At 58.0% G+C, this 26,947-nt stretch carries 20 protein-coding genes, 2 tRNA genes and 4 rRNA genes; 15 read left to right on the top strand and 11 right to left on the bottom strand.

The annotated features are described in order from the left end of the window. The first annotated feature begins 5 nt into the window (after window positions 1–5). From DLD99_RS00665 to DLD99_RS00650, 4 genes are all read left to right on the top strand, one after another. Complete coding sequence (locus tag DLD99_RS00665; protein WP_114880926.1) at window positions 6–506, top strand: sigma-70 family RNA polymerase sigma factor; 501 nt, start codon at window positions 6–8, stop codon at window positions 504–506. Continuing rightward, window positions 506–1,516 (top strand): FecR domain-containing protein, encoded by a 1,011-nt coding sequence (locus tag DLD99_RS00660; RefSeq protein ID WP_114880925.1) that lies wholly within the window; start codon window positions 506–508, stop codon window positions 1,514–1,516. Before DLD99_RS00665 ends, DLD99_RS00660 begins: the two co-directional genes overlap by 1 nt. An 87-nt stretch (window positions 1,517–1,603) precedes the next feature. After that, complete coding sequence (locus DLD99_RS00655) at window positions 1,604–4,105, top strand: TonB-dependent siderophore receptor (RefSeq protein ID WP_114880924.1); 2,502 nt, start codon at window positions 1,604–1,606, stop codon at window positions 4,103–4,105. A gap of 75 nt (window positions 4,106–4,180) precedes the next feature. Continuing rightward, complete coding sequence (locus tag DLD99_RS00650) at window positions 4,181–5,359, top strand: PepSY-associated TM helix domain-containing protein (protein ID WP_114880923.1); 1,179 nt, start codon at window positions 4,181–4,183, stop codon at window positions 5,357–5,359. Window positions 5,360–5,431: 72 nt separating this feature from the next. Here DLD99_RS00650 and rrf (DLD99_RS00645) read toward each other — a convergent pair. The 8 genes from rrf (DLD99_RS00645) to DLD99_RS00605 form a co-directional block, all read right to left on the bottom strand. Further along, a 5S ribosomal RNA gene (rrf, locus tag DLD99_RS00645) occupies window positions 5,432–5,547 on the bottom strand. A 106-nt stretch (window positions 5,548–5,653) separates the two neighbouring features. Continuing rightward, a 5S ribosomal RNA gene (rrf, locus tag DLD99_RS00640) occupies window positions 5,654–5,769 on the bottom strand. Window positions 5,770–5,919: 150 nt separating this feature from the next. Beyond that, window positions 5,920–8,810 (bottom strand): 23S ribosomal RNA (locus DLD99_RS00635). 243 nt (window positions 8,811–9,053) lie between these two features. Next, window positions 9,054–9,129, bottom strand: a tRNA-Ala gene (locus DLD99_RS00630). Between the two features lie 30 nt (window positions 9,130–9,159). Beyond that, window positions 9,160–9,236 (bottom strand) — tRNA-Ile (locus tag DLD99_RS00625). 81 nt (window positions 9,237–9,317) lie between these two features. After that, window positions 9,318–10,854 (bottom strand): 16S ribosomal RNA (locus DLD99_RS00620). The 16S, 23S and 5S rRNA genes sit together here with 2 tRNA genes alongside, the layout of an rRNA operon. Before the next feature lie 643 nt (window positions 10,855–11,497). Next, window positions 11,498–12,718, bottom strand: coding sequence for a CaiB/BaiF CoA transferase family protein (locus tag DLD99_RS00610; protein ID WP_114880922.1), 1,221 nt, complete (start codon window positions 12,716–12,718; stop codon window positions 11,498–11,500). A 13-nt stretch (window positions 12,719–12,731) separates the two neighbouring features. After that, on the bottom strand, window positions 12,732–13,913 hold the full coding sequence (locus DLD99_RS00605) for an acyl-CoA dehydrogenase (protein WP_114880921.1): 1,182 nt from the start codon (window positions 13,911–13,913) through the stop codon (window positions 12,732–12,734). Window positions 13,914–14,071: 158 nt separating this feature from the next. Here DLD99_RS00605 and DLD99_RS00600 point away from each other — a divergent pair, with 158 nt between their 5' ends. The 11 genes from DLD99_RS00600 to DLD99_RS00550 all read left to right on the top strand — a co-directional run bounded on the left by DLD99_RS00600 (window position 14,072) and on the right by DLD99_RS00550 (window position 24,186). Continuing rightward, entirely contained in the window at window positions 14,072–14,971 is a 900-nt protein-coding gene (locus DLD99_RS00600; RefSeq protein WP_114880920.1) for a LysR family transcriptional regulator, read from the top strand. A 434-nt stretch (window positions 14,972–15,405) separates the two neighbouring features. Beyond that, entirely contained in the window at window positions 15,406–16,527 is a 1,122-nt protein-coding gene (locus tag DLD99_RS00595; protein ID WP_114880919.1) for a Re/Si-specific NAD(P)(+) transhydrogenase subunit alpha, read from the top strand. Window positions 16,528–16,542: 15 nt separating this feature from the next. Further along, on the top strand, window positions 16,543–16,863 hold the full coding sequence (locus tag DLD99_RS00590) for an NAD(P) transhydrogenase subunit alpha part 2 (protein WP_003220416.1): 321 nt from the start codon (window positions 16,543–16,545) through the stop codon (window positions 16,861–16,863). After that, window positions 16,863–18,296 carry an NAD(P)(+) transhydrogenase (Re/Si-specific) subunit beta gene (locus tag DLD99_RS00585; RefSeq protein ID WP_114880918.1) on the top strand — a complete coding sequence of 478 codons (1,434 nt, stop codon included), beginning with the start codon at window positions 16,863–16,865 and terminating at the stop codon, window positions 18,294–18,296. The genes DLD99_RS00590 and DLD99_RS00585 overlap by 1 nt, the downstream gene beginning before the upstream one ends. 216 nt (window positions 18,297–18,512) lie before the next feature. Further along, window positions 18,513–20,006 (top strand): acetyl-CoA hydrolase/transferase family protein, encoded by a 1,494-nt coding sequence (locus DLD99_RS00580; RefSeq protein WP_114880917.1) that lies wholly within the window; start codon window positions 18,513–18,515, stop codon window positions 20,004–20,006. Between the two features lie 321 nt (window positions 20,007–20,327). Continuing rightward, window positions 20,328–20,543, top strand: coding sequence for a DUF1127 domain-containing protein (locus DLD99_RS00575; protein ID WP_003220409.1), 216 nt, complete (start codon window positions 20,328–20,330; stop codon window positions 20,541–20,543). Between the two features lie 257 nt (window positions 20,544–20,800). Then, on the top strand, window positions 20,801–21,010 hold the full coding sequence (locus DLD99_RS00570; protein WP_114880916.1) for a DUF1127 domain-containing protein: 210 nt from the start codon (window positions 20,801–20,803) through the stop codon (window positions 21,008–21,010). A 135-nt stretch (window positions 21,011–21,145) separates the two neighbouring features. After that, complete coding sequence (locus DLD99_RS00565; protein WP_114880915.1) at window positions 21,146–21,463, top strand: DUF2388 domain-containing protein; 318 nt, start codon at window positions 21,146–21,148, stop codon at window positions 21,461–21,463. Between the two features lie 107 nt (window positions 21,464–21,570). Beyond that, complete coding sequence (locus DLD99_RS00560) at window positions 21,571–21,879, top strand: DUF2388 domain-containing protein (protein WP_114880914.1); 309 nt, start codon at window positions 21,571–21,573, stop codon at window positions 21,877–21,879. A 28-nt stretch (window positions 21,880–21,907) separates the two neighbouring features. Next, the gene (locus DLD99_RS00555) at window positions 21,908–22,228 is read left to right on the top strand and encodes a DUF2388 domain-containing protein (protein ID WP_065260625.1); all 321 of its coding nucleotides are present in this window, start codon (window positions 21,908–21,910) and stop codon (window positions 22,226–22,228) included. Beyond that, complete coding sequence (locus DLD99_RS00550; RefSeq protein WP_085713006.1) at window positions 22,225–24,186, top strand: DUF7844 domain-containing protein; 1,962 nt, start codon at window positions 22,225–22,227, stop codon at window positions 24,184–24,186. Before DLD99_RS00555 ends, DLD99_RS00550 begins: the two co-directional genes overlap by 4 nt. A gap of 69 nt (window positions 24,187–24,255) precedes the next feature. On the opposite strand, the gene DLD99_RS00545 is transcribed toward DLD99_RS00550, so the two are convergent. The 3 genes from DLD99_RS00545 to trpB form a co-directional block, all read right to left on the bottom strand. After that, entirely contained in the window at window positions 24,256–24,699 is a 444-nt protein-coding gene (locus DLD99_RS00545; protein ID WP_114880913.1) for an anti-virulence regulator CigR family protein, read from the bottom strand. Window positions 24,700–24,819: 120 nt separating this feature from the next. Continuing rightward, entirely contained in the window at window positions 24,820–25,632 is an 813-nt protein-coding gene (gene trpA / locus DLD99_RS00540) for a tryptophan synthase subunit alpha (protein WP_085713008.1), read from the bottom strand. Next, window positions 25,632–26,864, bottom strand: a complete 1,233-nt coding sequence (gene trpB, locus DLD99_RS00535; protein ID WP_114880912.1) for a tryptophan synthase subunit beta — start codon at window positions 26,862–26,864, stop codon at window positions 25,632–25,634. Before trpB ends, trpA begins: the two co-directional genes overlap by 1 nt. Between the last annotated feature and the right edge of the window lie 83 nt (window positions 26,865–26,947).

Below are 26,947 nucleotides of genomic sequence, written 5' to 3'. Positions count from 1 at the left end.
CGTTCATGTCCTCACCTGAGTTTGCAGTACAGGCGCTTTACAGTCGTCATCACGGCTGGCTCAACGGCTGGTTGCGCGCGCGACTGGGCAATGCGGCCGATGCGGCGGATCTGGCGCAGGACACTTTCGTGCGCCTGCTGCAACGCACCGAACGTCTCGAACTCAGGGCGCCCCGCGCGTTTCTGTGCACCATCGCTCGCGGTCTGGTGATCGACCATTGGCGTCGCGAAGAAATCGAACGCGCGTATCTGGAAACCATCGCCCATTTGCCCGAAGCCGAGACACCCAGCGCTGAAGCCCGCGCGCTGGTGATTGAGCTGCTGGAAAGCATTGCCCGCATGCTTGAGGGACTGAAGCCCAAAGTGCGTCAGGCATTTCTGCTGGCGCAGTGCGAAGGTTTGACCCACAAGCAGATCGCCGAGCAGATGGGTCTGTCCTTGCGCTCGGTGGAACGCTACGTCGCCGATGCGCTGTATCACTGCTACGTGCTGCGGTACGAAAGCTGATGCCGGTGGATAACCTGTCAATCGCCCGAAGCGCTGAGCCACAGCAGAAAGTGGTCAAACAGGCGATCCACTGGTTGCTGCGCCTGCGCAATAACCACGGCAATCCGCGCCTGAACCACCAGTGCGAACAATGGCGCGCCGAGCACCACGATCACGAACTGGCCTGGCAACGGGTGCAGTCGCTGCAAAACGAATTGACCCACAACCTGCGTGCCGTGCCGGGCGCACAAGTCGCATTCAACACATTGGAAAACAGCGCGCAGGGCCTCGGTCGCCGCCAGGCGATGAAGCTGCTGTCCGGTGCGCTGTTGATGGGCTCCGCCGCATGGCTGGCCAGAGATACGTCGGCCTGGCAGCAATGGAGCGCCGATTACGCCACCGCCACCGGCGAACGTCGTGGATTCCAGCTGCCCGATGGCACGCGGATCGAACTGAACACGGCCAGCGCCGTGGACCTCGATTACACGGCGCAACAGCGGCTGATCAAACTGACTCGGGGCGAGATCATCGTGACCTGCGGCGCCGGCGGAGGTTCGGTGGTTGATCGACCGCTGCGAGTACAAAGTCGTCATGGCACCTATGAGCCGTTCGACGCGCGCTTCATCCTGCGTCAGGAAGGTGATTGCACGCGCCTGAGCGTCACCAGTGGCCGGGTCGCGATTCTTTCGCCGCGGACGAGCGATGGCGCTTCTACCGAGGTGCTGGCCGGTCAGAGTTATTTGATCGACCACCATCAGGCGCGTCCCGCTCCGCCGCTGGACATGGATGCCGGCGCCTGGATCGACGGGCTGATCGTGACGCGCAACATGCGCCTGGGGGACTTCCTCAAGGAGGTTAACCGCTATCGTCCAGGCTTCTTGAGTTGTGCTGCACAAGTCGCGGATCTGCGTTTGTCCGGCGTGTTCCGCCTCGATGACACCGACAAGCTGCTGGCGATCCTGCCGCAGACGCTGCCGGTGCAGTTGCGCTATCGCACCCGCTGGTGGGTAACGCTGGAACGACCGGTCTGAAATTTTTTTGGCGGGTTTTCATGGCAAGTCCGGCTTAGTCAGTAAGCACTTCAACTCAGTCTTCGCGACTTGCCACGGAAACCTACAATGACTGCGCGCGTTACCTGTAAGAACCCTCTGAATTTCACCGTCGAATCGGGCCTTCTGCGCCACGCCGTTCGGGCCGCGTTGTTCTCCACAGCACTGGGCGTCGGCCTGCTGCCGAACCTGAGCGTCGCGGCGAGCACCAGTGAGGTCAACAGCCACCGCTACAACATCGCCGCCGGGCCAATGGGCGAGGCGCTGAATCAGTTTGCGCGCCAGGCCGGCATCACCTTGTCGATGACCCCACAGCAGACTCAAGGCCGACAATCACCCGGCGTGCAGGGCGAATATTCGACCGATCAGGCGTTGAGTCATCTGCTGGGCGGCTCAGGTCTGGAGGCGGTCAGCCAGGACGGCAGCAGCTACGTCCTGCGCTCGATTGCGGAAACCGAAGCACTGGCCCTGCCAACCACCGACATCAAAGGTTTCGCCCTCGGCAACGCATTGGGCAGCATGGACGGCTACAACGCGACGCACAGCCAGATCGCCACCAAAACCAGTACCGCGCTGCTGGAAACCTCGCAAAGCGTGTCGGTGGTCACCCGCGAACAAATGGACGACCAGGGCTCGCAAACCGTGTCCCAGGCCATGCGCTACACCCCCGGCGTGCTGACCAACCCCTATGGCGCCACGCACCGTTACGACTACGTGGCGATGCGCGGCTTCAACGATGGCTCGGTGGATAACATCTACCTCGACGGCCTCAAGTCCATGGGCGACAGCGGCACCTACAGCACCATGCAGGTCGATCCGTATTTCCTCGAACGCGTCGATATTCTGAAGGGCCCGTCGTCGGTGCTGTACGGCCGTAGCTCGCCGGGCGGTCTGGTGGCACTGACCAGCAAGAAACCGTTGTACGAGGCCTATCATCAGGTTCAGGCCACCGTTGGCACTCAGGGCCAGCGCAGTGTCGGTTTTGACTTCAGCGGTCCGGTCGATGACGACAAGCGCATCGCCTATCGTCTGATCGGTTTGACGGATCAGTCCGACACGCAATTCGACCACAACAAGGAAAAACGCTTCGCCCTCGCACCGACCGTCAGCATCGACTTCAACGAAGATACTTCGCTGACCCTGCAGACGTATCTGCAGCATGACCCGGATGGCGGCTATCACGGTGGCGTGCCGGCCGACGGCACGGTTCATCAGCGCAACGGCAACCGCATTTCGCCGCACTTCTTCGAAGGCGAACCGGGAGTCGATGGTTATTCCCGCGATCAACAGTCGTTCGGTTATCAATTCGAGCATCGCTTCAACGACGTCTTCACCGCGCGGCAGAATTTCCGTTACCTCGACTCCAAAGTGAACATGGATCAGGTGTACGCCTATGGCTGGACCTCGCCGACCAGCAATGAGCTGAATCGCTACTACACCGGCGGTGACGAACGCCTGCATGCGTTCATCGTCGACAACATGCTCCAGGCCGAATTCTTCACCGGTGCGACCAAGCACACGGTGCTGATGGGGGCGGACTATCAGCGGCGCAAAACCGTGGTCGACTGGACCAGTGGAGGTCTGGCGCCGATCAATGCGTTCAATCCGGTGTACGGCAATGCCGCCATCGATATGTACGGTGAGACCAGTTACTTGCGTCGCCTGGAGCAGACCGGGGTTTACCTGCAGGACCTGATTGAAATGGACAAATGGCGCTTCTCGCTGGGTCTGCGTCAGGACTGGGTAGAGACGTCCGAAGAGAATCGGATTGCCGAGGCGGGCCGCCCGGTCGGCACCGAGATCAGCGACAAGCGCACCAAACTGACGGGCCGTGTCGGGGCGCTGTATCTGTTCGATAACGGCCTGGCGCCGTACATCAGCTACTCGGAGTCGTTCAACCCGAACTCCTATGCCGACAGCGCCGGTAATCCACTGGCCCCAACGGATGGCACGCAGTGGGAAGCGGGTCTGAAGTACCAGCCACCTGGCACCGACAATCTGTTCACGGCCTCGTTGTTCCGCATCGATCAGGAAAACCTGGCGACCAAACTGCCGCAGGAAAACTTCTATCGTGCTGTAGGCGCTGTTCGCTCCCAGGGTCTGGAACTGGAAGCGCATATGCAGCTCACCGACAACCTGAAAGTGCTCGGTAGTTACACTTTCACCGATATCGAATACTCGAAATCGATGGTCAGCACCCTGAGCACCCCGACCAACGTGATCGAGAACAAAGGCAATTCGCCGACCCAGGCGCCGCGACACATGGCTTCGCTATGGGCGGACTACAAGTTCGACAGTGCGGCGCTTGATGGCCTGCGAGTGGGTGGTGGTGTGCGGTACGTCGGCTATAGCTGGGCGGATGCAGAGAACACCATGAAGGTGCCGTCCTACACCTTGTTCGACGCGTCGATCGGTTATGACTTGGGCAAGGTTGGCTTGAAGGGCGTCGATGTACGCCTGAATGCCAACAACCTGACCAACGAATCCTACGTGGCCTCCTGCGCCAGTCTGAACTTCTGCTACATGGGCGAAGAGCGCAACGTCGCCGCCACGGTCAGCTACCAGTTCTAAGCCTTTGTCTTGTGCATAAAAAAGCCAGTCTCTGAGGTTCAGGGACTGGCTTTGTCGTATTCGTGGGGAGTTTTCATGCGTTCGTTTCTGGTTTTACTGCACCGGTACATCGGCTTGGCCACGGCGGTTTTTCTGTTGTTGGCGGGGATTACAGGGAGCATTTTGGCGTTCAATCATGAGTTGGATGAGTGGTTGAACCCACGGTTTTATGCGGCTTCGGCCGAGGGACAACGCCTACCCCCGGGCGATCTGGTCGATGCCGTGCAATCTGCACATCCGAAGCTGCAGGTCTGGTACATGGAGTATCCGAATGAGGCAGGCCACACAGCCTTGCTGGCGGCGGTTCCACGTAATGATCCGGCGACGGGCAAACCGTTCGATGAGCGTAATCAGGTGTTCTACCTGGACCCGGCCAGTGGCGAGCAAAAAGGCCAGCGCTATTGGGGCGAGTGCTGTTTTCAGCGAGAGAACTTCATTCCCTTCGTTCTTGAGTTTCACTACAACCTGACGCTACCCGGGAATTGGGGTTTGCTGTTGATGGGATTGGTGGCCATTGCCTGGGTGATTGATTGCTTCATCGCCCTCTGGTTGACGTTGCCGCGGGGTAAACCGTTCTGGAAGAAGTGGTCGACAGCCTGGAAGATCAAGGGCGGGCATGCCTATCGGCTCAACTTCGATCTGCATCGGGCGGGGGGCTTGTGGCTATGGTTGTTATTGCTGCCGATAGCCGTCAGCAGCGTGGCCATGAACTTGCCGAGCCAGGTCTTCAAACCGGTGGTGTCGCTGTTTTCTCCGATTGAACCGAGCGTATATGAGGCCCGGTCTCGAATGCCTGTTGAGGAGCTGGGGATCACTCGACTGAGTTACCAACAGGCCTACGAAAGGGCCCAGCAGGAGGGAAAAAGGTTGGGGCTTACAGCGCCTATCGGGGAGTTGTATTACAGCTTTGAGTACAACTTCTACGGCGCAGGGTTTGGACAGCATGACACCGAGGCCCACGGCAAATCCTGGTTGTTTTTCCACGGTACCGACGGACGATTGCTGGGGCAGGAGATCGCAGGAGAAGGGACGTTGGGAGAGCGGTTTTATCGGTTGCAGCTGCCGATACATGGGGGACGGATCATAGGCTTTACCGGGCAAGTGATGATCGCGGTATTGGGTGTTCTGATTGCGGGGTTGTCCGGGACTGGCGTCTATATCTGGTGGCGCAAATGGCAGGCTCGTCGAAGCAGCAAGGCACGCAGAGTGGTTTGAAGATGGGCTTTTGCAGGCTCTGAAACGACAAAACCCCTGTCTGCATTCGCAGACAGGGGTTTCGGAATTTAATCTTGACGATGACCTACTCTCACATGGGGAAACCCCACACTACCATCGGCGATGCATCGTTTCACTTCTGAGTTCGGGATGGGATCAGGTGGTTCCAACGCTCTATGGTCGTCAAGAAATTCTTTGACCAGCCCGTTACCGCAGTAACGCACCGGTAAAAACTGGTGACTTCTACTAAAACAAAACCCCAACTGCTTTCGCAATTGGGGTTTCGGAATTTAATCTTGACGATGACCTACTCTCACATGGGGAAACCCCACACTACCATCGGCGATGCATCGTTTCACTTCTGAGTTCGGGATGGGATCAGGTGGTTCCAACGCTCTATGGTCGTCAAGAAATTCGGGTACTGACTCGTGACCGGATGGCCTCGCTTCAGCAAATTGGGTATGGATAGTTTTCGGTGCTTTGTGAGCGTCGAACTTTCGGTTCATTGCGTCTTCACACACCGCAATCTGGCTCTTAAGCACAAATTGCTTGGGTGTTATATGGTCAAGCCTCACGGGCAATTAGTATTGGTTAGCTCAACGCCTCACAGCGCTTACACACCCAACCTATCAACGTCGTAGTCTTCGACGGCCCTTCAGGGAACTCAAGGTTCCAGTGAGATCTCATCTTGAGGCAAGTTTCCCGCTTAGATGCTTTCAGCGGTTATCTTTTCCGAACATAGCTACCCGGCAATGCCACTGGCGTGACAACCGGAACACCAGAGGTTCGTCCACTCCGGTCCTCTCGTACTAGGAGCAGCCCCTCTCAAATCTCAAACGTCCACGGCAGATAGGGACCGAACTGTCTCACGACGTTCTAAACCCAGCTCGCGTACCACTTTAAATGGCGAACAGCCATACCCTTGGGACCGGCTTCAGCCCCAGGATGTGATGAGCCGACATCGAGGTGCCAAACACCGCCGTCGATATGAACTCTTGGGCGGTATCAGCCTGTTATCCCCGGAGTACCTTTTATCCGTTGAGCGATGGCCCTTCCATACAGAACCACCGGATCACTAAGACCTACTTTCGTACCTGCTCGACGTGTCTGTCTCGCAGTCAAGCGCGCTTTTGCCTTTATACTCTACGACCGATTTCCGACCGGTCTGAGCGCACCTTCGTACTCCTCCGTTACTCTTTAGGAGGAGACCGCCCCAGTCAAACTACCCACCATACACTGTCCTCGATCCGGATAACGGACCTGAGTTAGAACCTCAAAGTTGCCAGGGTGGTATTTCAAGGATGGCTCCACGCGAACTGGCGTCCACGCTTCAAAGCCTCCCACCTATCCTACACAAGCAAATTCAAAGTCCAGTGCAAAGCTATAGTAAAGGTTCACGGGGTCTTTCCGTCTAGCCGCGGATACACTGCATCTTCACAGCGATTTCAATTTCACTGAGTCTCGGGTGGAGACAGCGCCGCCATCGTTACGCCATTCGTGCAGGTCGGAACTTACCCGACAAGGAATTTCGCTACCTTAGGACCGTTATAGTTACGGCCGCCGTTTACCGGGGCTTCGATCAAGAGCTTCGCGTTAGCTAACCCCATCAATTAACCTTCCGGCACCGGGCAGGCGTCACACCCTATACGTCCACTTTCGTGTTTGCAGAGTGCTGTGTTTTTAATAAACAGTCGCAGCGGCCTGGTATCTTCGACCGGCATGGGCTTACGGAGCAAGTCCTTCACCCTCACCGGCGCACCTTCTCCCGAAGTTACGGTGCCATTTTGCCTAGTTCCTTCACCCGAGTTCTCTCAAGCGCCTTGGTATTCTCTACCCAACCACCTGTGTCGGTTTGGGGTACGGTTCCTGGTTATCTGAAGCTTAGAAGCTTTTCTTGGAAGCATGGCATCAACCACTTCGTCGCCTAAAGGCAACTCGTCATCAGCTCTCGGCCTTAGAATCCCGGATTTACCTAAGATTCCAGCCTACCACCTTAAACTTGGACAACCAACGCCAAGCTGGCCTAGCCTTCTCCGTCCCTCCATCGCAATAACCAGAAGTACAGGAATATTAACCTGTTTTCCATCGACTACGCTTTTCAGCCTCGCCTTAGGGACCGACTAACCCTGCGTCGATTAACGTTGCGCAGGAAACCTTGGTCTTTCGGCGTGGGTGTTTTTCACACCCATTGTCGTTACTCATGTCAGCATTCGCACTTCTGATACCTCCAGCAAGCTTCTCAACTCACCTTCACAGGCTTACAGAACGCTCCTCTACCGCATCACTTGCGTGATACCCGTAGCTTCGGTGTATGGTTTGAGCCCCGTTACATCTTCCGCGCAGGCCGACTCGACTAGTGAGCTATTACGCTTTCTTTAAAGGGTGGCTGCTTCTAAGCCAACCTCCTAGCTGTCTAAGCCTTCCCACATCGTTTCCCACTTAACCATAACTTTGGGACCTTAGCTGACGGTCTGGGTTGTTTCCCTTTTCACGACGGACGTTAGCACCCGCCGTGTGTCTCCCATGCTCGGCACTTGTAGGTATTCGGAGTTTGCATCGGTTTGGTAAGTCGGGATGACCCCCTAGCCGAAACAGTGCTCTACCCCCTACAGTGATACATGAGGCGCTACCTAAATAGCTTTCGAGGAGAACCAGCTATCTCCGAGCTTGATTAGCCTTTCACTCCGATCCACAGGTCATCCGCTAACTTTTCAACGGTAGTCGGTTCGGTCCTCCAGTCAGTGTTACCTAACCTTCAACCTGCCCATGGATAGATCGCCCGGTTTCGGGTCTATTCCCAGCGACTAGACGCCCTATTAAGACTCGCTTTCGCTACGCCTCCCCTATTCGGTTAAGCTCGCCACTGAAAATAAGTCGCTGACCCATTATACAAAAGGTACGCAGTCACAGAACAAAGTCTGCTCCCACTGCTTGTACGCATACGGTTTCAGGATCTATTTCACTCCCCTCTCCGGGGTTCTTTTCGCCTTTCCCTCACGGTACTAGTTCACTATCGGTCAGTCAGTAGTATTTAGCCTTGGAGGATGGTCCCCCCATATTCAGACAAAGTTTCTCGTGCTCCGTCCTACTCGATTTCATGACTAAGAGATTTTCGCGTACAGGGCTATCACCCACTATGGCCGCACTTTCCAGAGCGTTCCGCTAATCTCAAAGCCACTTAAGGGCTAGTCCCCGTTCGCTCGCCACTACTAAGGGAATCTCGGTTGATTTCTTTTCCTCAGGGTACTTAGATGTTTCAGTTCCCCTGGTTCGCCTCTTGCACCTATGTATTCAGTGCAAGATAACCATCTTGTGATGGCTGGGTTCCCCCATTCAGACATCTCCGGATCAAAGTCTGTTTGCCGACTCCCCGAAGCTTTTCGCAGGCTACCACGTCTTTCATCGCCTCTGACTGCCAAGGCATCCACCGTATGCGCTTCTTCACTTGACCATATAACCCCAAGCAATCTGGTTATACTGTGAAGACGACATTCGCCGAAAATTCGAATTTCTCAACTAAGAGAACTCACAAATTTTACCTTAGCCTGATCACCACCAGTGAAAGTGGCGTTCAGTCTATCTTTCTATCACATACCCAAATTTTTAAAGAACGAACTAGTCAAAGACTAGAAATCAACATTCACCATCACACGATGGAATGCTCATTTCTAAGCTCTTACTTCAGAAGCAGTAGTGGTGGAGCCAAGCGGGATCGAACCGCTGACCTCCTGCGTGCAAGGCAGGCGCTCTCCCAGCTGAGCTATGGCCCCGTATTTCTACAGGCGTTTCCCACACAAAATTGGTGGGTCTGGGCAGATTCGAACTGCCGACCTCACCCTTATCAGGGGTGCGCTCTAACCAACTGAGCTACAGACCCAATTTCGGGCTGCTTCTTTCGTCTTCTTCAATGAATCAAGCAATTCGTGTGGGAACTTATGGAGCAGCTGATGTCGTCGATTAAGGAGGTGATCCAGCCGCAGGTTCCCCTACGGCTACCTTGTTACGACTTCACCCCAGTCATGAATCACACCGTGGTAACCGTCCTCCCGAAGGTTAGACTAGCTACTTCTGGTGCAACCCACTCCCATGGTGTGACGGGCGGTGTGTACAAGGCCCGGGAACGTATTCACCGCGACATTCTGATTCGCGATTACTAGCGATTCCGACTTCACGCAGTCGAGTTGCAGACTGCGATCCGGACTACGATCGGTTTTATGGGATTAGCTCCACCTCGCGGCTTGGCAACCCTTTGTACCGACCATTGTAGCACGTGTGTAGCCCAGGCCGTAAGGGCCATGATGACTTGACGTCATCCCCACCTTCCTCCGGTTTGTCACCGGCAGTCTCCTTAGAGTGCCCACCATAACGTGCTGGTAACTAAGGACAAGGGTTGCGCTCGTTACGGGACTTAACCCAACATCTCACGACACGAGCTGACGACAGCCATGCAGCACCTGTCTCAATGTTCCCGAAGGCACCAATCCATCTCTGGAAAGTTCATTGGATGTCAAGGCCTGGTAAGGTTCTTCGCGTTGCTTCGAATTAAACCACATGCTCCACCGCTTGTGCGGGCCCCCGTCAATTCATTTGAGTTTTAACCTTGCGGCCGTACTCCCCAGGCGGTCAACTTAATGCGTTAGCTGCGCCACTAAGAGCTCAAGGCTCCCAACGGCTAGTTGACATCGTTTACGGCGTGGACTACCAGGGTATCTAATCCTGTTTGCTCCCCACGCTTTCGCACCTCAGTGTCAGTATCAGTCCAGGTGGTCGCCTTCGCCACTGGTGTTCCTTCCTATATCTACGCATTTCACCGCTACACAGGAAATTCCACCACCCTCTACCATACTCTAGCTCGCCAGTTTTGGATGCAGTTCCCAGGTTGAGCCCGGGGATTTCACATCCAACTTAACGAACCACCTACGCGCGCTTTACGCCCAGTAATTCCGATTAACGCTTGCACCCTCTGTATTACCGCGGCTGCTGGCACAGAGTTAGCCGGTGCTTATTCTGTCGGTAACGTCAAAATTGCAGAGTATTAATCTACAACCCTTCCTCCCAACTTAAAGTGCTTTACAATCCGAAGACCTTCTTCACACACGCGGCATGGCTGGATCAGGCTTTCGCCCATTGTCCAATATTCCCCACTGCTGCCTCCCGTAGGAGTCTGGACCGTGTCTCAGTTCCAGTGTGACTGATCATCCTCTCAGACCAGTTACGGATCGTCGCCTTGGTGAGCCATTACCTCACCAACTAGCTAATCCGACCTAGGCTCATCTGATAGCGCAAGGCCCGAAGGTCCCCTGCTTTCTCCCGTAGGACGTATGCGGTATTAGCGTTCCTTTCGAAACGTTGTCCCCCACTACCAGGCAGATTCCTAGGCATTACTCACCCGTCCGCCGCTGAATCCAGGAGCAAGCTCCCTTCATCCGCTCGACTTGCATGTGTTAGGCCTGCCGCCAGCGTTCAATCTGAGCCATGATCAAACTCTTCAGTTCAAACATCTTTGGGTTTTTAAGAAACCCTAAACTTGGCTCAGCAATCGTTGGTTACATCTTTGATTTCTCGCGGAGTAACTTGTGATGCTGATAATCTTGTTGACTATCAGTCTGACCCCACAAGCACCCACACGAATTGCTTGATTCAGTTGTTAAAGAGCGGTTGGTTAAGATCTTTCGTCTCAACCGAGGCGCGCATTCTACAGCAGCCTCATTTGCTGTCAAGTGATTATTTTCAGAAGTTTTCGAAGATTTCTTCAACAACTTCAACCACTTGCGCTTCCGATCTCTCGTTAGCGGGAGGCGAATTCTACAGCGTTACACGCTGCTGTCAACACCTCTTTTTCTCCGCTTTCGATCGAGAAGACCGAACCGTTGAAAGCACCAGACAAACCGGCATTTCCAACTCCTTCCAGGCTTCGATGATCTGAAGCAACTCACTATCGAAATCTGCATAACTCATTGAATCTCAAGGAGTTTTCCGTTTCGACTGCGCCGGAAGTGGGGCGAATTATAGAGACTCAGAATCTGCCGTCAACCCTTAATTTGGTTTTCTTTCAATAACTTGCAGATAGACCAAAAAACGCTCAATACCCTCTATATAGAAGAAGGACTCAATACCCCTTCTATATAGAGAGAACCTTCAGAGCACTCCATTCTCTTTCATCGCAGCCACCGCCCCCGCTCCCAGACCCAGCACCCGCTGCAAAACCTCCAGTGTATGCTCGCCCAACAAAGGAGGCGCACGACGATACTCGACAGGCGTCCGAGACAACCGAATCGGGCTGGCCACCTGCGGCACCATCCCCGCCAACGCATGAGGCAACTCAATCGCCAGCCCGCGAGACTTCACCTGTGGATCCTCGAACACCTGCGACAGATCATTGATCGGCCCACACGGCACGCCCGCCTGCTCCAGTTGAGACACCCACTCGGCGGTCGTCTTGAAAACTGTCGCCTGACGGATCAACGGAATCAGCACCGCCCGGTTCGCCACTCTCAGCTTATTGGTCACGAAACGCGGATCGTCCGCCCACTGCGGTTGCCCCGCCACCTCGGCGAATTTGCGGAACTGCCCGTCATTACCCACCGTGAGAATGAAGTCGCCATCAGCCGTAGGAAAATCCTGGTACGGCACAATATTCGGATGCGCATTGCCCAGCCGCTTTGGCGCATTGCCCGTCGTCAGGTAGTTCATCGCCTGGTTAGCCAAGCACGCCACCTGAACATCCAGCAGCGCCATATCAATGTGCTGACCACCACCATCGTGATCGCGGTGAGCCAGCGCTGCCAGGATCGCCACGGTCGAATACAGCCCGGTGAGGATATCCGTGAGCGCCACACCCACTTTCACCGGCCCGGCACCCTCATCACCCTCGGGTTTCCCGGTCAGGCTCATCAACCCGCCGAGCCCCTGGATCATGAAGTCATAACCCGCGCGTTTGGCATACGGCCCGGTCTGACCGAAACCGGTGATCGAGCAATAAATCAGATCCGGATTGATCGCCTTCAGCGACTCATAGTCCAGACCATAAGCCGCCAACCCACCGACCTTGAAGTTCTCGATCAGGATGTCGGACTTGGCTGCCAGCTCCCGCACAAGCTTCTGACCTTCGGGACGCGTGAAGTCAATCGTCACCGATTGCTTGTTACGGTTGGCCGACAGGTAATAAGCCGCCTCGCTGGTGTTCTCACCATACGCGTCTTTCAGGAAGGGCGGCCCCCAGGCACGGGTATCGTCACCATTACCGGGGCGCTCGACCTTGATCACTTCCGCCCCAAGGTCGGCAAGAATCTGACCAGCCCACGGGCCGGCCAGCACACGCGATAAATCCAGTACCCGCAGATGCGACAGCGCGCCCATGGTCGCTCTCCTGTTAATAGAACGCCTGCAGGCCGGTCTGCGCACGGCCGAGGATCAGCGCGTGAACGTCGTGAGTACCTTCGTAGGTATTTACCACTTCCAGGTTGACCAGGTGACGGGCCACCCCGAACTCATCAGAGATGCCGTTACCGCCCAACATGTCACGGGCCATGCGAGCGATATCCAGCGATTTGCCGCAGGAGTTGCGCTTCATGATCGAAGTGATTTCAACCGCAGCAGTGCCTTCATCTTTCATGCGACCCAGACGCAGGCAGCCTTGCAGTGCCAGAGTGATTTCGGTCTGCATGTCGGCCAGCTTCTTCTGGATCAACTGAGTAGCGGCCAGCGGACGGCCGAACTGTTGGCGATCCAGGGTGTACTGGCGAGCGGTGTGCCAGCAGAACTCGGCCGCACCCAGCGCCCCCCAGGAGATGCCATAACGTGCAGAATTGAGGCAGGTAAACGGACCTTTCAGACCACGCACGTCCGGGAAGATGTTTTCTTCCGGTACGAACACGTTGTCCATGACGATCTCACCAGTGATCGAAGCCCGCAGGCCGACCTTGCCGTGAATCGCCGGAGCGCTCAAGCCTTTCCAGCCCTTCTCCAATACAAAACCGCGAATATCGCCGGCGTCGTCCTTGGCCCAGACCACGAACACATCGGCGATCGGACTGTTGGTGATCCACATCTTGGCGCCGGCCAGGCTGTAGCCGCCTTCGACTTTGCGTGCACGCGTAATCATCGCGCCCGGGTCGGAACCATGGTTCGGCTCGGTCAGACCGAAGCAGCCGATCCACTCGCCGGAAGCCAGCTTCGGCAGGTACTTCTGCTTCTGTGCTTCGGTACCGAATTCATTGATCGGCACCATCACCAGCGAAGACTGCACGCTCATCATCGAACGGTAGCCGGAATCCACGCGCTCGACTTCACGGGCAATCAGGCCGTAGCTGACATAGTTGAGGCCGCTGCCACCGTACTGCTCGGGGATGGTCGCACCCAACAGGCCAACTTCACCCATCTCACGAAAGATCGCCGGGTCAGTCTTCTCATGGCGGAAGGCTTCAAGAATACGCGGCGCGAGGCTCTGCTGAGCGAATTGCTCGGCAGTGTCGCGGATCATGCGTTCTTCTTCAGTCAGCTGTTGATCCAGCAGCAGTGGATCGATCCAGTTGAAGCTAGCTTTACCGCCCATGAGTGAGTCCTCGCAAATCGGGTGAATTAACGTGGCATTGATCCTAGGCCCGCTTCGCCCTCCGGGCAAACGAGGATTTCGCATCCTGTTGTGCTAATTTCTCACTCCGAAACGTCGCCAAATGCCTTATTTGCGGCGTATTAGTGAGGTTGACGTACATGCGCCGCAAGATACCCAGCACCACCGCCCTGATCAGCTTCGAGGCAGCCGCTCGTCACGAGAGCTTTACCAAGGCCGCCGAAGAACTTTCCCTCACCCAGGGCGCCATTTGCCGACAGATCGCCAGCCTTGAGGACTTCCTCAGCGTCGAACTGTTCCGACGTTCGCGACGCGGAGTGAAGCTGACGGAAGCGGGGCTTTCCTACAGCCGCCGGGTTGCCACCCAACTCGATGCCGTGGAGCGCGACACGCTTTCAGTGATGGGTCAGCAGGGCACCAACGTGATCGAGCTCGCTGTGGTGCCCACCTTCGGAACGCAATGGCTGCTACCAAGACTCAAGGACTTCCAGCTCAAACATCCGGAGGTCACGGTCAACCTGACCAACCGCACCCGCCCGTTCCTGTTTGCCGACACCGATTTCGATGCCGCCATCTACTTCGGTGATGCCGACTGGTCCGGTACTGAATCCCACAGGCTGATGGGGGAGAATCCGATGCCGGTGTGCAGTCCCGCCCTGCTCGGTAACAAGGCGCATCTGACTCCCGATGAAATCGCCGATCTCCCTCTGCTCCAGCAAACCACCCGCCCCTATGCCTGGCGACAGTGGTTCAACTCGCAACACCTGAACATCCCCCGCGACATGACAGGTCCGCGCTACGAGCTATTCTCCATGCTGGCCCAGGCAGCCATGCACGACATGGGGATCGCGCTGATCCCACCGTTCCTGATCCAGCGCGAATTGGCCGAGAAACGCCTGGTGATAGCCAACCCTAATGCGCTCTCCAGCATCAAGGCGTATTACCTGATGATTCCGGAGCGAAAGGTCGAATCCGCGTCACTCAAGGCATTTCGCGACTGGCTGGTGAACCAGGCACACAGCTACAACCCAGAAGGATAAAGGCTCTCAGCGATTACTAACCCCGTAGTCAGGATATTCAAAGCCCTACAGATATAACTATTTGTCGCAAATCGACAGACTGTATCCGAAAGTCGTACAGACGTCCCACAAGCGCCTGCCGGCGTGGCTTTGCGCCCTCATTCGCGACTCATTGCGGCCTATTCACGTCACCGATGAGAAAATTCTTCAAATTCATCCAGACTCCTTGAAAGGCACGGCCTGCAAGGGATTCAACTGGCCATCTGCGACATTCGGTCACGGGATGACTTGTAGTTAATTTTCCGTCACCCGTCATAATCCCTTGAAGGGCATAAACTTCGCCTGCAAAATGCCGCGCCCCGCCCTGATTCGGCGGGATCGTGCTGATCGGCCGCCCCAGTCGCACCATCCGTAGTGCATGGGTTTACTCAATAAGATCACGCAGGAGATTTGACGTGCACATTGGTGTTCCTCTCGAAACCCAGACCGGTGAAACACGGGTTGCTGCAACCCCGGAAACCATTAAAAAGCTGATCAGCCAAGGTCATAAGGTCACTGTGCAAACCGGCGCCGGCGTTAAAGCCAGCGTTGTCGACAGTGCCTATGAAGCGGCAGGCGCAACCATTGGCAGTGCCAATGACGCGTTTGGCGCCGAGCTGATTCTCAAAGTGGTCGCGCCAAGCGATGCCGAACTGACGCTGATCAAGCGCGGCACGGTGCTGGTGGGCATGCTCAACCCGTTCAACAACGACACCATCGCGAAGATGGCCGAGTGCGGGATTACCGCGTTCGCCCTGGAAGCGGCGCCACGTACCTCCCGGGCCCAGAGCCTCGACGTGCTGTCGTCCCAGGCGAATATTGCCGGCTATAAAGCCGTGCTGCTGGCCGCTCACTACTATCCGCGCTTCATGCCGATGCTGATGACCGCTGCGGGCACCGTGAAAGCGGCGCGCGTGCTGATTCTGGGGGCTGGTGTGGCCGGGTTGCAGGCGATTGCCACGGCGAAACGTCTGGGTGCTGTCATCGAAGCGTCCGACGTACGTCCGGCCGTGAAGGAACAGATCGAATCCCTCGGCGCCAAATTCGTCGACGTGCCTTACGAGACCGATGAAGAACGCGAATGCGCGGTCGGTGTCGGCGGTTACGCGCGTCCGATGCCGGCGAGCTGGATGCAGCGTCAGGCCCAGGCCGTGCACGAGCGCGCCAAGCAGGCTGACATCGTCATCACCACCGCACTGATCCCGGGCCGCAAGGCACCGGTGCTGTTGAGCGCGGACACTGTGGCGCAGATGAAACCCGGCTCGGTGGTCATCGACCTCGCGGCCGCCCAGGGTGGCAACTGCCCGCTGACCGTGGCCGATCAGGTCGTGATCGAAAACGGCGTGACCATCGTCGGCCCGACCAACCTCGCCGGTGAAGTCGCCGCAGACGCCTCGGCACTGTACGCACGCAACCTGCTGGACTTCCTGAAGCTGGTATTCACCAAAGAAGGCCAGTTCGAAGTGAACCTCGAAGACGACATCGTCGCCGCGTGCCTGATGTGCCGCGACGGCCAAGTCATCCGCAAAAACGCCTAAGCAGGGATTCAGACGATGGAAGAGCTTATCTCCCCCGGTATCTACAACCTGATCATCTTCGTGCTGGCGATTTATGTCGGTTACCACGTGGTCTGGAACGTTACACCCGCATTGCACACGCCACTGATGGCGGTGACCAACGCCATTTCGGCGATCGTGATCGTCGGCGCCATGCTCGCGGCCGCCCTGACCGTCACCCCGCTGGGCAAGACCATGGGCACCCTCGCCGTAGCACTGGCCGCGGTCAACGTGTTCGGTGGCTTCCTGGTCACCCGCCGCATGCTTGAGATGTTCAAGAAGAAAGCCCCGAAAGCAAAAGAAGAGGCGCCTAAGTAATGAGCATGAACCTCGTCACGACGCTCTACCTGATCGCGTCGATCTGCTTCATCCAGGCCCTCAAAGGCCTGTCGCACCCGACCACGTCGCGCCGCGGCAACCTGTTCGGCATGCTCGGCATGGCGTTGGCGATCCTGACCACCATCGGCCTCATCTATAAGCTCGGGGCTGAGCTGGCCACCGCCGGTATTGGCTACGTGATCGTCGGCCTGCTGATCGGCGGCACCGCCGGTTCGATCATGGCCAAGCGCGTTGAAATGACCAAGATGCCGGAACTGGTTGCGTTCATGCACAGCATGATCGGCCTCGCGGCAGTGTTCATCGCCATCGCAGCGGTGGTCGAGCCTCAGTCGCTGGGCATCGTCAAGCAACTGGGCGACTCGATCCCGGCGGGCAACCGTCTGGAGCTGTTCCTTGGTGCGGCCATTGGTGCCATCACCTTCTCCGGTTCGGTGATCGCCTTCGGCAAGCTGTCGGGCAAGTACAAGTTCCGCCTGTTCCAGGGCGCACCGGTACAGTTCAGCGGTCAGCACAAGCTGAACGCGGTACTGGGTCTGGCGACGCTGATCCTCGGCGTGACCTTCATGCTGACCGGCAACCTTGCTGCATTCGCACTGATGCTGGCCCTGGCGTTCGTCATGGGCGTGCTGATCATCATCCCGATTGGTGGCGCCGACATGCCGGTGGTAGTGTCGATGCTCAACAGCTATTCCGGCTGGGCGGCAGCGGGTATCGGCTTCTCGCTGAACAACTCGATGCTGATCATTGCCGGCTCCCTGGTGGGTTCGAGCGGTGCGATCCTCTCGTACATCATGTGCAAGGCGATGAACCGTTCCTTCTTTAATGTACTGCTCGGCGGTTTCGGCAATACAGCAGACTCCGGCCCTGCCGGTGAGAAGGAAGCCCGTCCGGTGAAATCCGGCTCGGCTGACGACGCAACCTTCCTGCTGACCAACGCCGACACCGTGATCATCGTTCCGGGTTACGGTCTGGCGGTGGCCCGTGCACAGCACGCCTTGAAAGAGCTGACCGAGAAGCTGACCCACCATGGCGTGACCGTGAAGTACGCGATCCACCCGGTGGCCGGTCGGATGCCTGGCCACATGAACGTGCTGCTGGCCGAGGCCGAAGTGCCGTACGACCAGGTGTTCGAGATGGAAGACATCAACTCCGAGTTCGGCCAGGCCGACGTGGTGCTGGTGCTCGGCGCCAACGACGTGGTCAACCCGGCCGCGAAGAACGATCCGAAATCGCCGATTGCCGGCATGCCGATCCTCGAGGCGTTCAAGGCCAAGACCATCATCGTCAACAAGCGATCGATGGCCAGCGGCTATGCCGGTCTGGACAACGAACTGTTCTACCTGGACAAGACCATGATGGTCTTCGGCGACGCGAAGAAAGTCATCGAAGACATGGTCAAAGCGGTCGAGTAAATCGCTCACTGCAATACCGGACGCCCCGACTTGTCGGGGCGTTTTCGTTTTGCAAAAACCGTCGGACAATTTGCCGCGTTGTTGCAGATCCGGTAACGGTGTTTTACTTGAAACCCGCTAAATAGACACCTCGTTTGCGACCTTGGTAGCGGGACAGGCGCCCGCGAAATTCACTAGACTGCGCATCCTGCTACTCGCTGCCCGAGAAAATAATCCATGTACCGTGACCGTATTCGCCTGCCTTCGTTGTTGGATAAAGTGATGAGCGCCGCCGACGCCGCTGCGCTGATTGAGGACGGCATGACCGTCGGCATGAGCGGCTTCACCCGCGCCGGCGAAGCCAAGGCCGTTCCCCATGCACTGGCCGAGCGAGCCAAGGTCACGCCGCTGAAGATCAGCCTGATGACCGGTGCCAGCCTGGGCAACGACCTCGACAAGCAACTGACCGAGGCCGGCGTCCTGTCCCGGCGCATGCCGTTCCAGGTCGACAGCACGCTGCGCAAGGCGATCAACGCCGGCGAAGTGATGTTCATCGACCAGCATCTGTCGGAAACCGTCGAACAACTGCGCAACCAGCAACTGAAGCTGCCGGACATCGCCGTGATCGAAGCTGTGGCCATCACCGAACAGGGCCACATCGTGCCGACCACTTCGGTGGGCAACTCGGCGAGCTTCGCGATCTTCGCCAAACACGTGATCGTCGAGATCAACCTGGCGCACAACGCCAACCTCGAAGGTCTGCATGACATCTATATCCCGACCTATCGTCCGACCCGCACGCCAATTCCGCTGGTAAAGGTCGACGACCGCATCGGCAGCACCGCGATCCCGATTCCTCCGGAGAAGATTGTCGCCATCGTCATCACCCAGCAGTCGGATTCGCCGTCTACCGTCTCGTCGCCGGATGTCGACACCAAAGCCATCGCCGATCACCTGATCACCTTCCTCAAGCAGGAAGTCGATGCCGGACGCATGACCAACAAGCTCGGCCCGCTGCAGGCCGGGATCGGCAACATTGCCAACGCGGTGATGTGCGGGCTGATCGATTCGCCCTTCGAAGACCTGACCATGTACTCCGAAGTGCTGCAGGACTCGACTTTCGACCTGATCGATGCGGGCAAGCTGAGCTTCGCCTCGGGCAGTTCGATCACCCTGTCGGAGCGGCGCAACAGCGACGTGTTCGGCAACCTGGAGAAGTACAAAGACAAACTGGTGTTGCGCCCGCAGGAAATCTCCAACCACCCGGAGGTGGTGCGGCGCCTGGGCATCATCGGCATCAACACGGCGCTCGAGTTCGACATCTATGGCAACGTCAACTCCACTCACGTCTGCGGCACGCGGATGATGAACGGGATTGGTGGCTCGGGCGACTTCGCACGCAACGCGCATCTGGCGGTGTTCGTGACCAAGTCGATCGCCAAGGGCGGCGCGATTTCCAGCGTGGTGCCGATGGTCAGTCACATTGACCACACCGAGCATGACGTTGACATCCTGGTAACCGAAGTGGGCCTGGCCGACCTGCGTGGCCTGGCGCCACGGGAACGCGCCCGGGTCATCATCGACAACTGTGTGCACCCGGACTACCGCCAGGCGCTGAATGATTACTTCGACAAAGCCTGCGCCATCGGCGGCCACACCCCGCACATTCTGCGTGACGCCCTGAGTTGGCACATCAATCTGGAAGAAACCGGGCACATGCTGAAGGCGTGATCCGCACAGATATTCCGCTGGCGCAAACACAGTTTCGCCAGCGGAAATTTGAAAACTTCCGATCTCGTCAAAAACTGTACTGCTGTACCGGTCTTTTCCTACAGCTTTTACCTACTCGCATCATCGAATTGAGCAAAAATGCACCAAATAGGCGCAGACAGGTACAGTTTGCGCGATTTTGACCCGTACACCCCCTATAAACAGTTAACTGGTCACTCACAATACAAGTGAACTGTATCTAGAGAGTCTGGCCAAACGAGAGGATCATGGGCACCAGTTAAACCACTACCTGATCCCGCCACAAGCGGAAGGATGTCAACCATGGAACGTACACTCAGTTCCGAACTGTTCTTCGAAGACAAAGCTGCAAAAACCCAGGCTTCCCTGCCTCTGCGCGTTATCGCCAACCTGATGTTGTGGCAGCGCCGCATCTCCAGCCGCCATCAACTGGCTCGTCTGGATTCGCGTCTGCTGGCTGACGCCGGTATCAGCGAAGCACAACGCTACGAAGAGCTCAGCAAGCCGTTCTGGCGCTAAGTAGCGTCGCTGGCTCTGGTCACCAGACCCACCGCCAGCAACCCGAATTGAACACACAAGACCCGTCGCGGGAAACCGCGACGGGTCTTGTCGTTTGGGGGTCGAAAAACATGCGATACAGGTGGCTGTATCGCAGACAGGTACAGTTTCTAAAAAATTAAAACTGAACCAGTACAATTTTGCCACGGTGTATCTGCCGAGCTCACTGCATTGAGATCAACATGACCTTCCGCCTCCGCTGACTTAAGGAAGACGTCATGAATCACTTACAGGATGTTTCAGCAGTTACGGTCGATCGCTCTCCCCGCTGCGGTCTTGTACGGCGGCTATTCAAAGGCTTCTGGCAAGGCCTGGAGCGCGCCAGGACAAGGCGCCTGCTGGCTCAACTCGATGGGCGGGATCTCGCCGATCTCGGCCTCAGCCACGCGGATCGACTGAACGAGCTGGAGAAACCCTTCTGGCGCTAGCATTTTGCCCTCTGTGCGAAACCTCCCACACAGGCCTAATATCCGGGCAGAACGTGGCGAATGCCGTGCGACTGGCGTCTGACTCCTCAGACACCAAGCCACCTCTCAATACGAAATTTCCAGAGGAGTTACACCATGTCCCGTCTTCGCCTGCTCAGCGCTGCCGCCCTGCTGGCCGTGGCTGCCAATGCCAGCGCTACCAGCTTCATCGTGACCACCGACGCCGTTGTTGGTGCACTGAAGTCCTCTTCGGATGCTACTTCCGACGTCAGCTCTTCGCTGCGTGACAACAAAGTCGTTATCGCTGCCCGTGACGATGCTGCCAGCTTCGTTGCCAGCCAAGGCCAGATTCGCGGCGTGAAACTGGAAAGTGCCCTGGATCTTATCCGCCATCAGGCCCCGCAACTGAATGCGACCGACGCACAACTGGCACAAGCCATCCTGGCGATCTGATCCGACGTTGCTGGAAGGGACACGCCAGCCGTGTCCCGATGTTTCGCCACTGGCTCTGGACCGGGCATTGCGCTAGCCTTGGGACTCGCTAACAGCTCCTGAGACCCATGCGTTTTTATCAAAATCTGCTTATCCCTTCTGTTCTGCTCACTGCCTGCTGGACGACCTCGGTCGATGCCTTTGATGTCTCGACGCAAAACACCGTTGTCAGCGGTTACGCCACCAGCATGGTGTCTTCTGCGCCTTTCGACCGTAAACTAGTGCTCGCCGCCCACGACGATGCCGCGGCATTCGTTGCCAGTGACGGCCAATTACGAGGCGCCCAGCTGGAATCCGCACTGCATTACCTGCGTAAATCCCGGCCGAAACTTCATGTAAGCGACCTTGAACTGGCACAGGCAATTCTCGTCCAATAGTTATTCTTGTCCCCTTCGGAGTCGTTCCATGCGTAGCCCGCTGATTGCTGCCGCCCTTGGCCTGCTGTTGTTGGCCGATATGGCCCAGGCGCACACCCTGGTAGCCACCAGTAACATCATCGTTCGTGCCTCCCAGCGCACCATCGATTTCACTTCCGACACAACCACGTCGATCCGCGATTCGAAAATCATCCGCGAAGCCCACGACGACGCCGCCAGCTTCGTCGCCAGCAACGGTGATATCCGTGGCGCGCATCTGGAAGCCGCCCTCAACACCTTGCGCACCCGCGTGCCGGAAGCCCGCGACGCCAGCGACCAGGTACTCGCCGAAGCCATCCTCGCATTGTGAAATCTCTCAGCGCCTGGCTGCTGGCCGGGGCGCTGCTGCTGATCGGCAGCAACGCCCACGCCAGCCTGCAACTGCGGCTCAAGACCGAGGGTCTGAGCCCCGCCCAACAACAGGCCAGCCAGGCGCTGCTCGATGAAGCAATGCAGAAACTGCCGCCCAGCTTCATCGAACGCCTGGATCGACGCATCGATGTCGGCTGGACCGACGAGATGCCCGACAATGCCTACGGTGAGGCGGCTCTTGTTTCCGAGCTGGACCTGAACCGCAAGCTGCTCGCCAGTCTCACCGACGGCAGCGCGGCCAAACAAAAGACCAGTCGCCCCCACGGCACCGTGCGGCAGGAATTGCTGGCCACGGTGCTGCACGAAATCACCCACATTTACGACCGCGCACGCCTGTGGCCAGCCGCCGAACGCACACTGATCCAGCGCTGCACGCGCCGCAACAACAGTGCCGGACTGATCGGCCTGCCGGACGAGTGCCGTGGCCAGAACGACCGGCGCTTCACCCTCAGCGATGATCCGCGCCTGCTCGACCTCGCTGGCTGGCAGCAATATGTCGGCCGCCGTGGCGAACGTGAACAGCACAACCGGCAGATCGCCCGCAGCCCGGACCTGTACGAGATCTCCAGTCCGAAGGAATTCGTCGCGGTCAACATGGAGTATTTCCTCCTCGACCCGAGCTACGCCTGCCGCCGCCCGGCGCTGTACCGCTATTACAAGGAACACTTCGGCTGGGCGCCGCCGGAAAAGGACACCTGCGCCAAATCCTTCGCGTTCCTCAATGCCGGCAACGACTTTGCCAAACAGCCACTGGGCCAGGTCGATCCGGAACGGGTCTACGCCATCGACTACCTGCTGGCCGAAGCGAATCAGAATTGGGTCAGCCGTTGGGGGCACAGCATGTTGCGCCTGGTGATCTGTGCACCGGGCCGGCCGCGCGGGCCGGACTGCCGACTGGACCTGGACCAGCATCTGGTGCTGTCCTACCGCGCATTCGTCGGCGATGTGCAGCTGTCGAGCTGGGACGGACTGGTCGGCAAATATCCGTCGCGCCTGTTTGTCCTGCCACTGGCGCAGGTGATCGACGAATACACCAAGACCGAACTGCGCAGCCTCGCCTCGGTGCCGCTGAACCTTTCGCGCAGCGAGATCGAAGACGTAGTCGAACACGCCGCCGAAATGCACTGGAGCTACGACGGCAATTACTTCTTCCTGTCCAACAACTGCGCGGTGGAAAGCCTGAAGCTGCTGCGCAGCGGCAGCAACAACTCGCAGCTTGTCGGCCTCGACAGCATCATGCCCAACGGCCTGCTGGAAGTGCTCAAAGGCCGGGGCCTGGCGGATACCAGCGTCCTCGATAATCCCAAAGAGGCGCTGCGTCTGGGTTACCGTTTCGACTCGTTCCGCGATCGCTATCAGGCGATGTTCGAGGTGCTGAAGAAGCAATTGCCGATCAAGCAGACCAGCGTCGAGGAGTGGTTGTCGCTGTCTGCCGAAGAGCGGCGGCCATGGTTCGAACGCGCGGACCTGCGTACCAGCGCTGCGTTGCTCTTGTTGGAGCAGGCGAGTTTCCGTCGCCAGTTGCTGTTGGCCCAGGATGAGGTCAAGCAACGCTACCTCGGTGCCCGGGAGCTGGAAAACGGCGGCATGGATAAAGCCAACGCGACGCTGCAGCAGATCCTCGCCAACAGCGGCTTCCTCAGTCGCCCGGCGGAACTGCTCGATTCTCGTGGTTATGGCTTGCCGCAACCGAGCGAGTTCAGCCGACTGGAAGCTGAAAGCAGCCAGCGCCAGAAACAGCTGTTGGTGCTGAGCGGTGATCTGGACAAGGAAGTGCGTGCGCTGCTGGAACCGAAGCGAGCGGCAGAGATTGCCGCCAACGAGGCCAACGTGAAACAGATCGGCGAGCATTTGCGCAAACTGCACAAAGCCTCGGGCGGCCTGGAATTGCCCTGAAAACAACGGCCCTGAAAAACAAAAGACCGCAGCCTGAAAAAGGCTGCGGTCTTTTTTATTGCCTGCAAATCAGTACAGAACGCCATCCAGAATTTCGTAGACGATCCCGGTACCGACCGCGATCAACACGATATCGCCACCGGCCCGGCGCCATTCATAGCCCGGATACACCGGCAAACGCCCCAACGCCCGAGCATCCAGCCGCTCGCCGTAATAACCGTGGGGCAACGGCCGACCGCGTTCCAGGCGAATGCCCGGCGGTGGCGGCGCACCGCGAACGAAGTAGCCGTGATTGTCACGGATCACCTGACGCACCGGCCCGAAGTCTCGAGGTGGCGGGCCGCCCCGATGGCTGCTTTGCCAATCATGATGATCGCCACCGCGATCGTCGTAATGGCCCTGTTGCGGGCCGCCGTGGTCGTGATCGTCGCGTGGGTCGGCGCTGGCCAGCAGCGGCGTGGCGCTGATCATCAGCACGCCCAGACTGGCAATCAGACGTTTCGGCATTTTCATGGGTTTTCCTCACTGCACTGACAGCAAAAAGGGACTCAGAACGTGGCTCTGAATCCCTCGGTCTTGCTTGATTAGTCTGTGCCGCGAGGCGCTAATTCCTCTGTATCAGGAACTTTACCTTCAGCTGACGCGGGCCTTACGCACGCCCTCGGACAACGCCGAGCAAAGGCTCAGAACGCCGTCGATGGCCTGAGCCGGAGTGGTCGCATTGGCGATGTGATCGATCAGTGCCGAGCCCACCACCACGCCATCGGCCAGACGCGCGATGGACGCGGCTTGCTCCGGCGTACGGATACCGAAACCGATGCTGATCGGCAGGTCGGTATGCCGACGCAGGCGCGCCACGGCTTCCTCGACGTGTTCCAGAGTCGCCGCACCGGCACCGGTCACACCGGCGACCGACACGTAGTAAACGAAGCCGGAGCTGCCGTTCAGCACTTTCGGCAAACGTGCGTCATCGGTGGTTGGCGTGGTCAGACGGATGAAGTCGATGCCGGCAGCCTGGGCCGGGTCGCACAGCTCCGAATTGTGCTCTGGTGGCATGTCGACCACGATCAGACCGTCAACGCCAGCTTCTTTGGCTTCGGCGATGAAGCGCTCGACGCCGAACTTGTGGATCGGGTTGAAGTAACCCATCAGCACCAGCGGCGTGTCGCTGTTGTCCTTGCGGAACTCGCGAACCATTTGCAGGGTTTTGATCAGGTTCTGCTTGGCGCCCAAGGCACGGATGTTCGCCAGCTGAATCGCCGGGCCGTCGGCCATCGGGTCGGTGAACGGCATGCCCAGTTCAATCACGTCGGCACCGGCTTTCGGCAGACCTTTGAGGATCGCCAGCGAGGTGTCGTAATCCGGATCGCCGGCAGTGACGAAGGTCACCAGGGCGGCGCGGTTCTGTTCCTTGAGTTCGGCAAAGCGGGTTTGCAGGCGGCTCATCAGTGTTTCTCCTGCTGCGATTGTTCCATGTGGTGCATGACGGTCTGCATGTCTTTGTCGCCGCGTCCGGACAGGTTGACCACCATCAGGTGATCCTTCGGCAGCTTCGGTGCGCGTTTGAATACTTCGGCCAGGGCATGGGCGCTTTCCAGTGCCGGGATGATGCCTTCGAGGCGGCAGCACTGGTGGAACGCAGCGAGGGCTTCGTCGTCGGTCACCGAGGTGTACTGGACGCGGCCGATGTCATGCAACCAGGCGTGCTCAGGGCCGATGCCCGGATAGTCGAGGCCGGCGGAAATCGAGTGGGCGTCGATGATCTGGCCATCGTCGTCCTGCAGCAGGAAGGTACGGTTGCCGTGCAACACGCCCGGTACACCGCCGTTAAGGCTGGCCGCGTGCTTGCCGGTCTCGATGCCGTAACCGGCAGCTTCGACGCCGATGATTTCCACGCTCTTGTCGTCGAGGAACGGGTGGAACAGGCCCATGGCGTTGGAGCCGCCACCGATGCACGCCACCAGGCTGTCCGGCAGACGACCTTCCTGGGCTTGCAGCTGCTCGCGGGTTTCCTTGCCGATCACCGCCTGGAAGTCGCGAACCATGGCTGGATAAGGGTGCGGGCCGGCTACGGTGCCGATCAGGTAGAAGGTGCTGTCGACGTTGGTCACCCAGTCACGCAGCGCTTCGTTCATCGCGTCTTTCAGGGTGCCGGTGCCGGCGACCACCGGGATCACCTCGGCGCCCAGCAGCTTCATGCGGAACACGTTGGCCTGCTGGCGCTCGATGTCGGTGGTGCCCATGTAGATCACGCAGTCCAGACCGAAACGCGCAGCCACGGTGGCGGTGGCCACACCGTGCATGCCGGCGCCGGTCTCGGCGATGATGCGTTTCTTGCCCATACGCCGCGCCAGCAGGATCTGGCCGATGCAGTTGTTGATCTTGTGCGCGCCGGTGTGGTTCAGCTCTTCACGCTTGAGGTAGATCTTGGCGCCACCGCAGAACTCGGTCAGGCGCTCGGCGAAGTACAGCGGGCTCGGACGACCGACGTAGTCGCGCTGGAAGTAGGCCAGTTCTTCTTTGAACGCCGGATCTTCCTTGGCCGCTTCGTATTCGCGGGCCAGATCGAGGATCAACGGCATCAGGGTTTCGGCAACGTAACGGCCGCCGAACGAGCCAAACAGGCCGTTGGCGTCTGGGCCGTTACGCAGATCGGAGGTGTTCGAAGTCTGGGTCATGGTTCGCTCCAGCGGATTTCACGAGAAGACAATGGCGTTCACTCTACCCCTGACCTTGCAGGCTGAAAACCGATAAGATCGCC

Origin of the sequence: Pseudomonas kribbensis, from assembly GCF_003352185.1 — a bacterium.
GTDB classification, from domain to species: Bacteria; Pseudomonadota; Gammaproteobacteria; order Pseudomonadales; family Pseudomonadaceae; genus Aquipseudomonas; species Aquipseudomonas kribbensis.
This window is presented reverse-complemented; position numbering and strand designations above follow the sequence as displayed.

What these genes read in the sequence shown, in the direction of transcription:
- DLD99_RS00580 (WP_114880917.1), top strand. Translation starts at nt 18,513, where the DNA reads ATGTACCGTGACCGTATTCGCCTGCCTTCGTTGTTGGATAAAGTGATG.
- DLD99_RS00590 (WP_003220416.1), top strand. Translation starts at nt 16,543, where the DNA reads ATGGAAGAGCTTATCTCCCCCGGTATCTACAACCTGATCATCTTCGTG.
- DLD99_RS00650 (WP_114880923.1), top strand. Translation starts at nt 4,181, where the DNA reads ATGCGTTCGTTTCTGGTTTTACTGCACCGGTACATCGGCTTGGCCACG.
- DLD99_RS00565 (WP_114880915.1), top strand. Translation starts at nt 21,146, where the DNA reads ATGTCCCGTCTTCGCCTGCTCAGCGCTGCCGCCCTGCTGGCCGTGGCT.
- DLD99_RS00605 (WP_114880921.1), bottom strand. Translation starts at nt 13,913, where the DNA reads ATGGGCGGTAAAGCTAGCTTCAACTGGATCGATCCACTGCTGCTGGAT.
- DLD99_RS00665 (WP_114880926.1), top strand. Translation starts at nt 6, where the DNA reads ATGTCCTCACCTGAGTTTGCAGTACAGGCGCTTTACAGTCGTCATCAC.
- DLD99_RS00545 (WP_114880913.1), bottom strand. Translation starts at nt 24,699, where the DNA reads ATGAAAATGCCGAAACGTCTGATTGCCAGTCTGGGCGTGCTGATGATC.
- DLD99_RS00585 (WP_114880918.1), top strand. Translation starts at nt 16,863, where the DNA reads ATGAGCATGAACCTCGTCACGACGCTCTACCTGATCGCGTCGATCTGC.
- DLD99_RS00575 (WP_003220409.1), top strand. Translation starts at nt 20,328, where the DNA reads ATGGAACGTACACTCAGTTCCGAACTGTTCTTCGAAGACAAAGCTGCA.
- DLD99_RS00570 (WP_114880916.1), top strand. Translation starts at nt 20,801, where the DNA reads ATGAATCACTTACAGGATGTTTCAGCAGTTACGGTCGATCGCTCTCCC.
- DLD99_RS00560 (WP_114880914.1), top strand. Translation starts at nt 21,571, where the DNA reads ATGCGTTTTTATCAAAATCTGCTTATCCCTTCTGTTCTGCTCACTGCC.
- DLD99_RS00610 (WP_114880922.1), bottom strand. Translation starts at nt 12,718, where the DNA reads ATGGGCGCGCTGTCGCATCTGCGGGTACTGGATTTATCGCGTGTGCTG.
- trpB (WP_114880912.1), bottom strand. Translation starts at nt 26,864, where the DNA reads ATGACCCAGACTTCGAACACCTCCGATCTGCGTAACGGCCCAGACGCC.
- DLD99_RS00660 (WP_114880925.1), top strand. Translation starts at nt 506, where the DNA reads ATGCCGGTGGATAACCTGTCAATCGCCCGAAGCGCTGAGCCACAGCAG.
- trpA (WP_085713008.1), bottom strand. Translation starts at nt 25,632, where the DNA reads ATGAGCCGCCTGCAAACCCGCTTTGCCGAACTCAAGGAACAGAACCGC.
- DLD99_RS00655 (WP_114880924.1), top strand. Translation starts at nt 1,604, where the DNA reads ATGACTGCGCGCGTTACCTGTAAGAACCCTCTGAATTTCACCGTCGAA.
- DLD99_RS00600 (WP_114880920.1), top strand. Translation starts at nt 14,072, where the DNA reads ATGCGCCGCAAGATACCCAGCACCACCGCCCTGATCAGCTTCGAGGCA.
- DLD99_RS00555 (WP_065260625.1), top strand. Translation starts at nt 21,908, where the DNA reads ATGCGTAGCCCGCTGATTGCTGCCGCCCTTGGCCTGCTGTTGTTGGCC.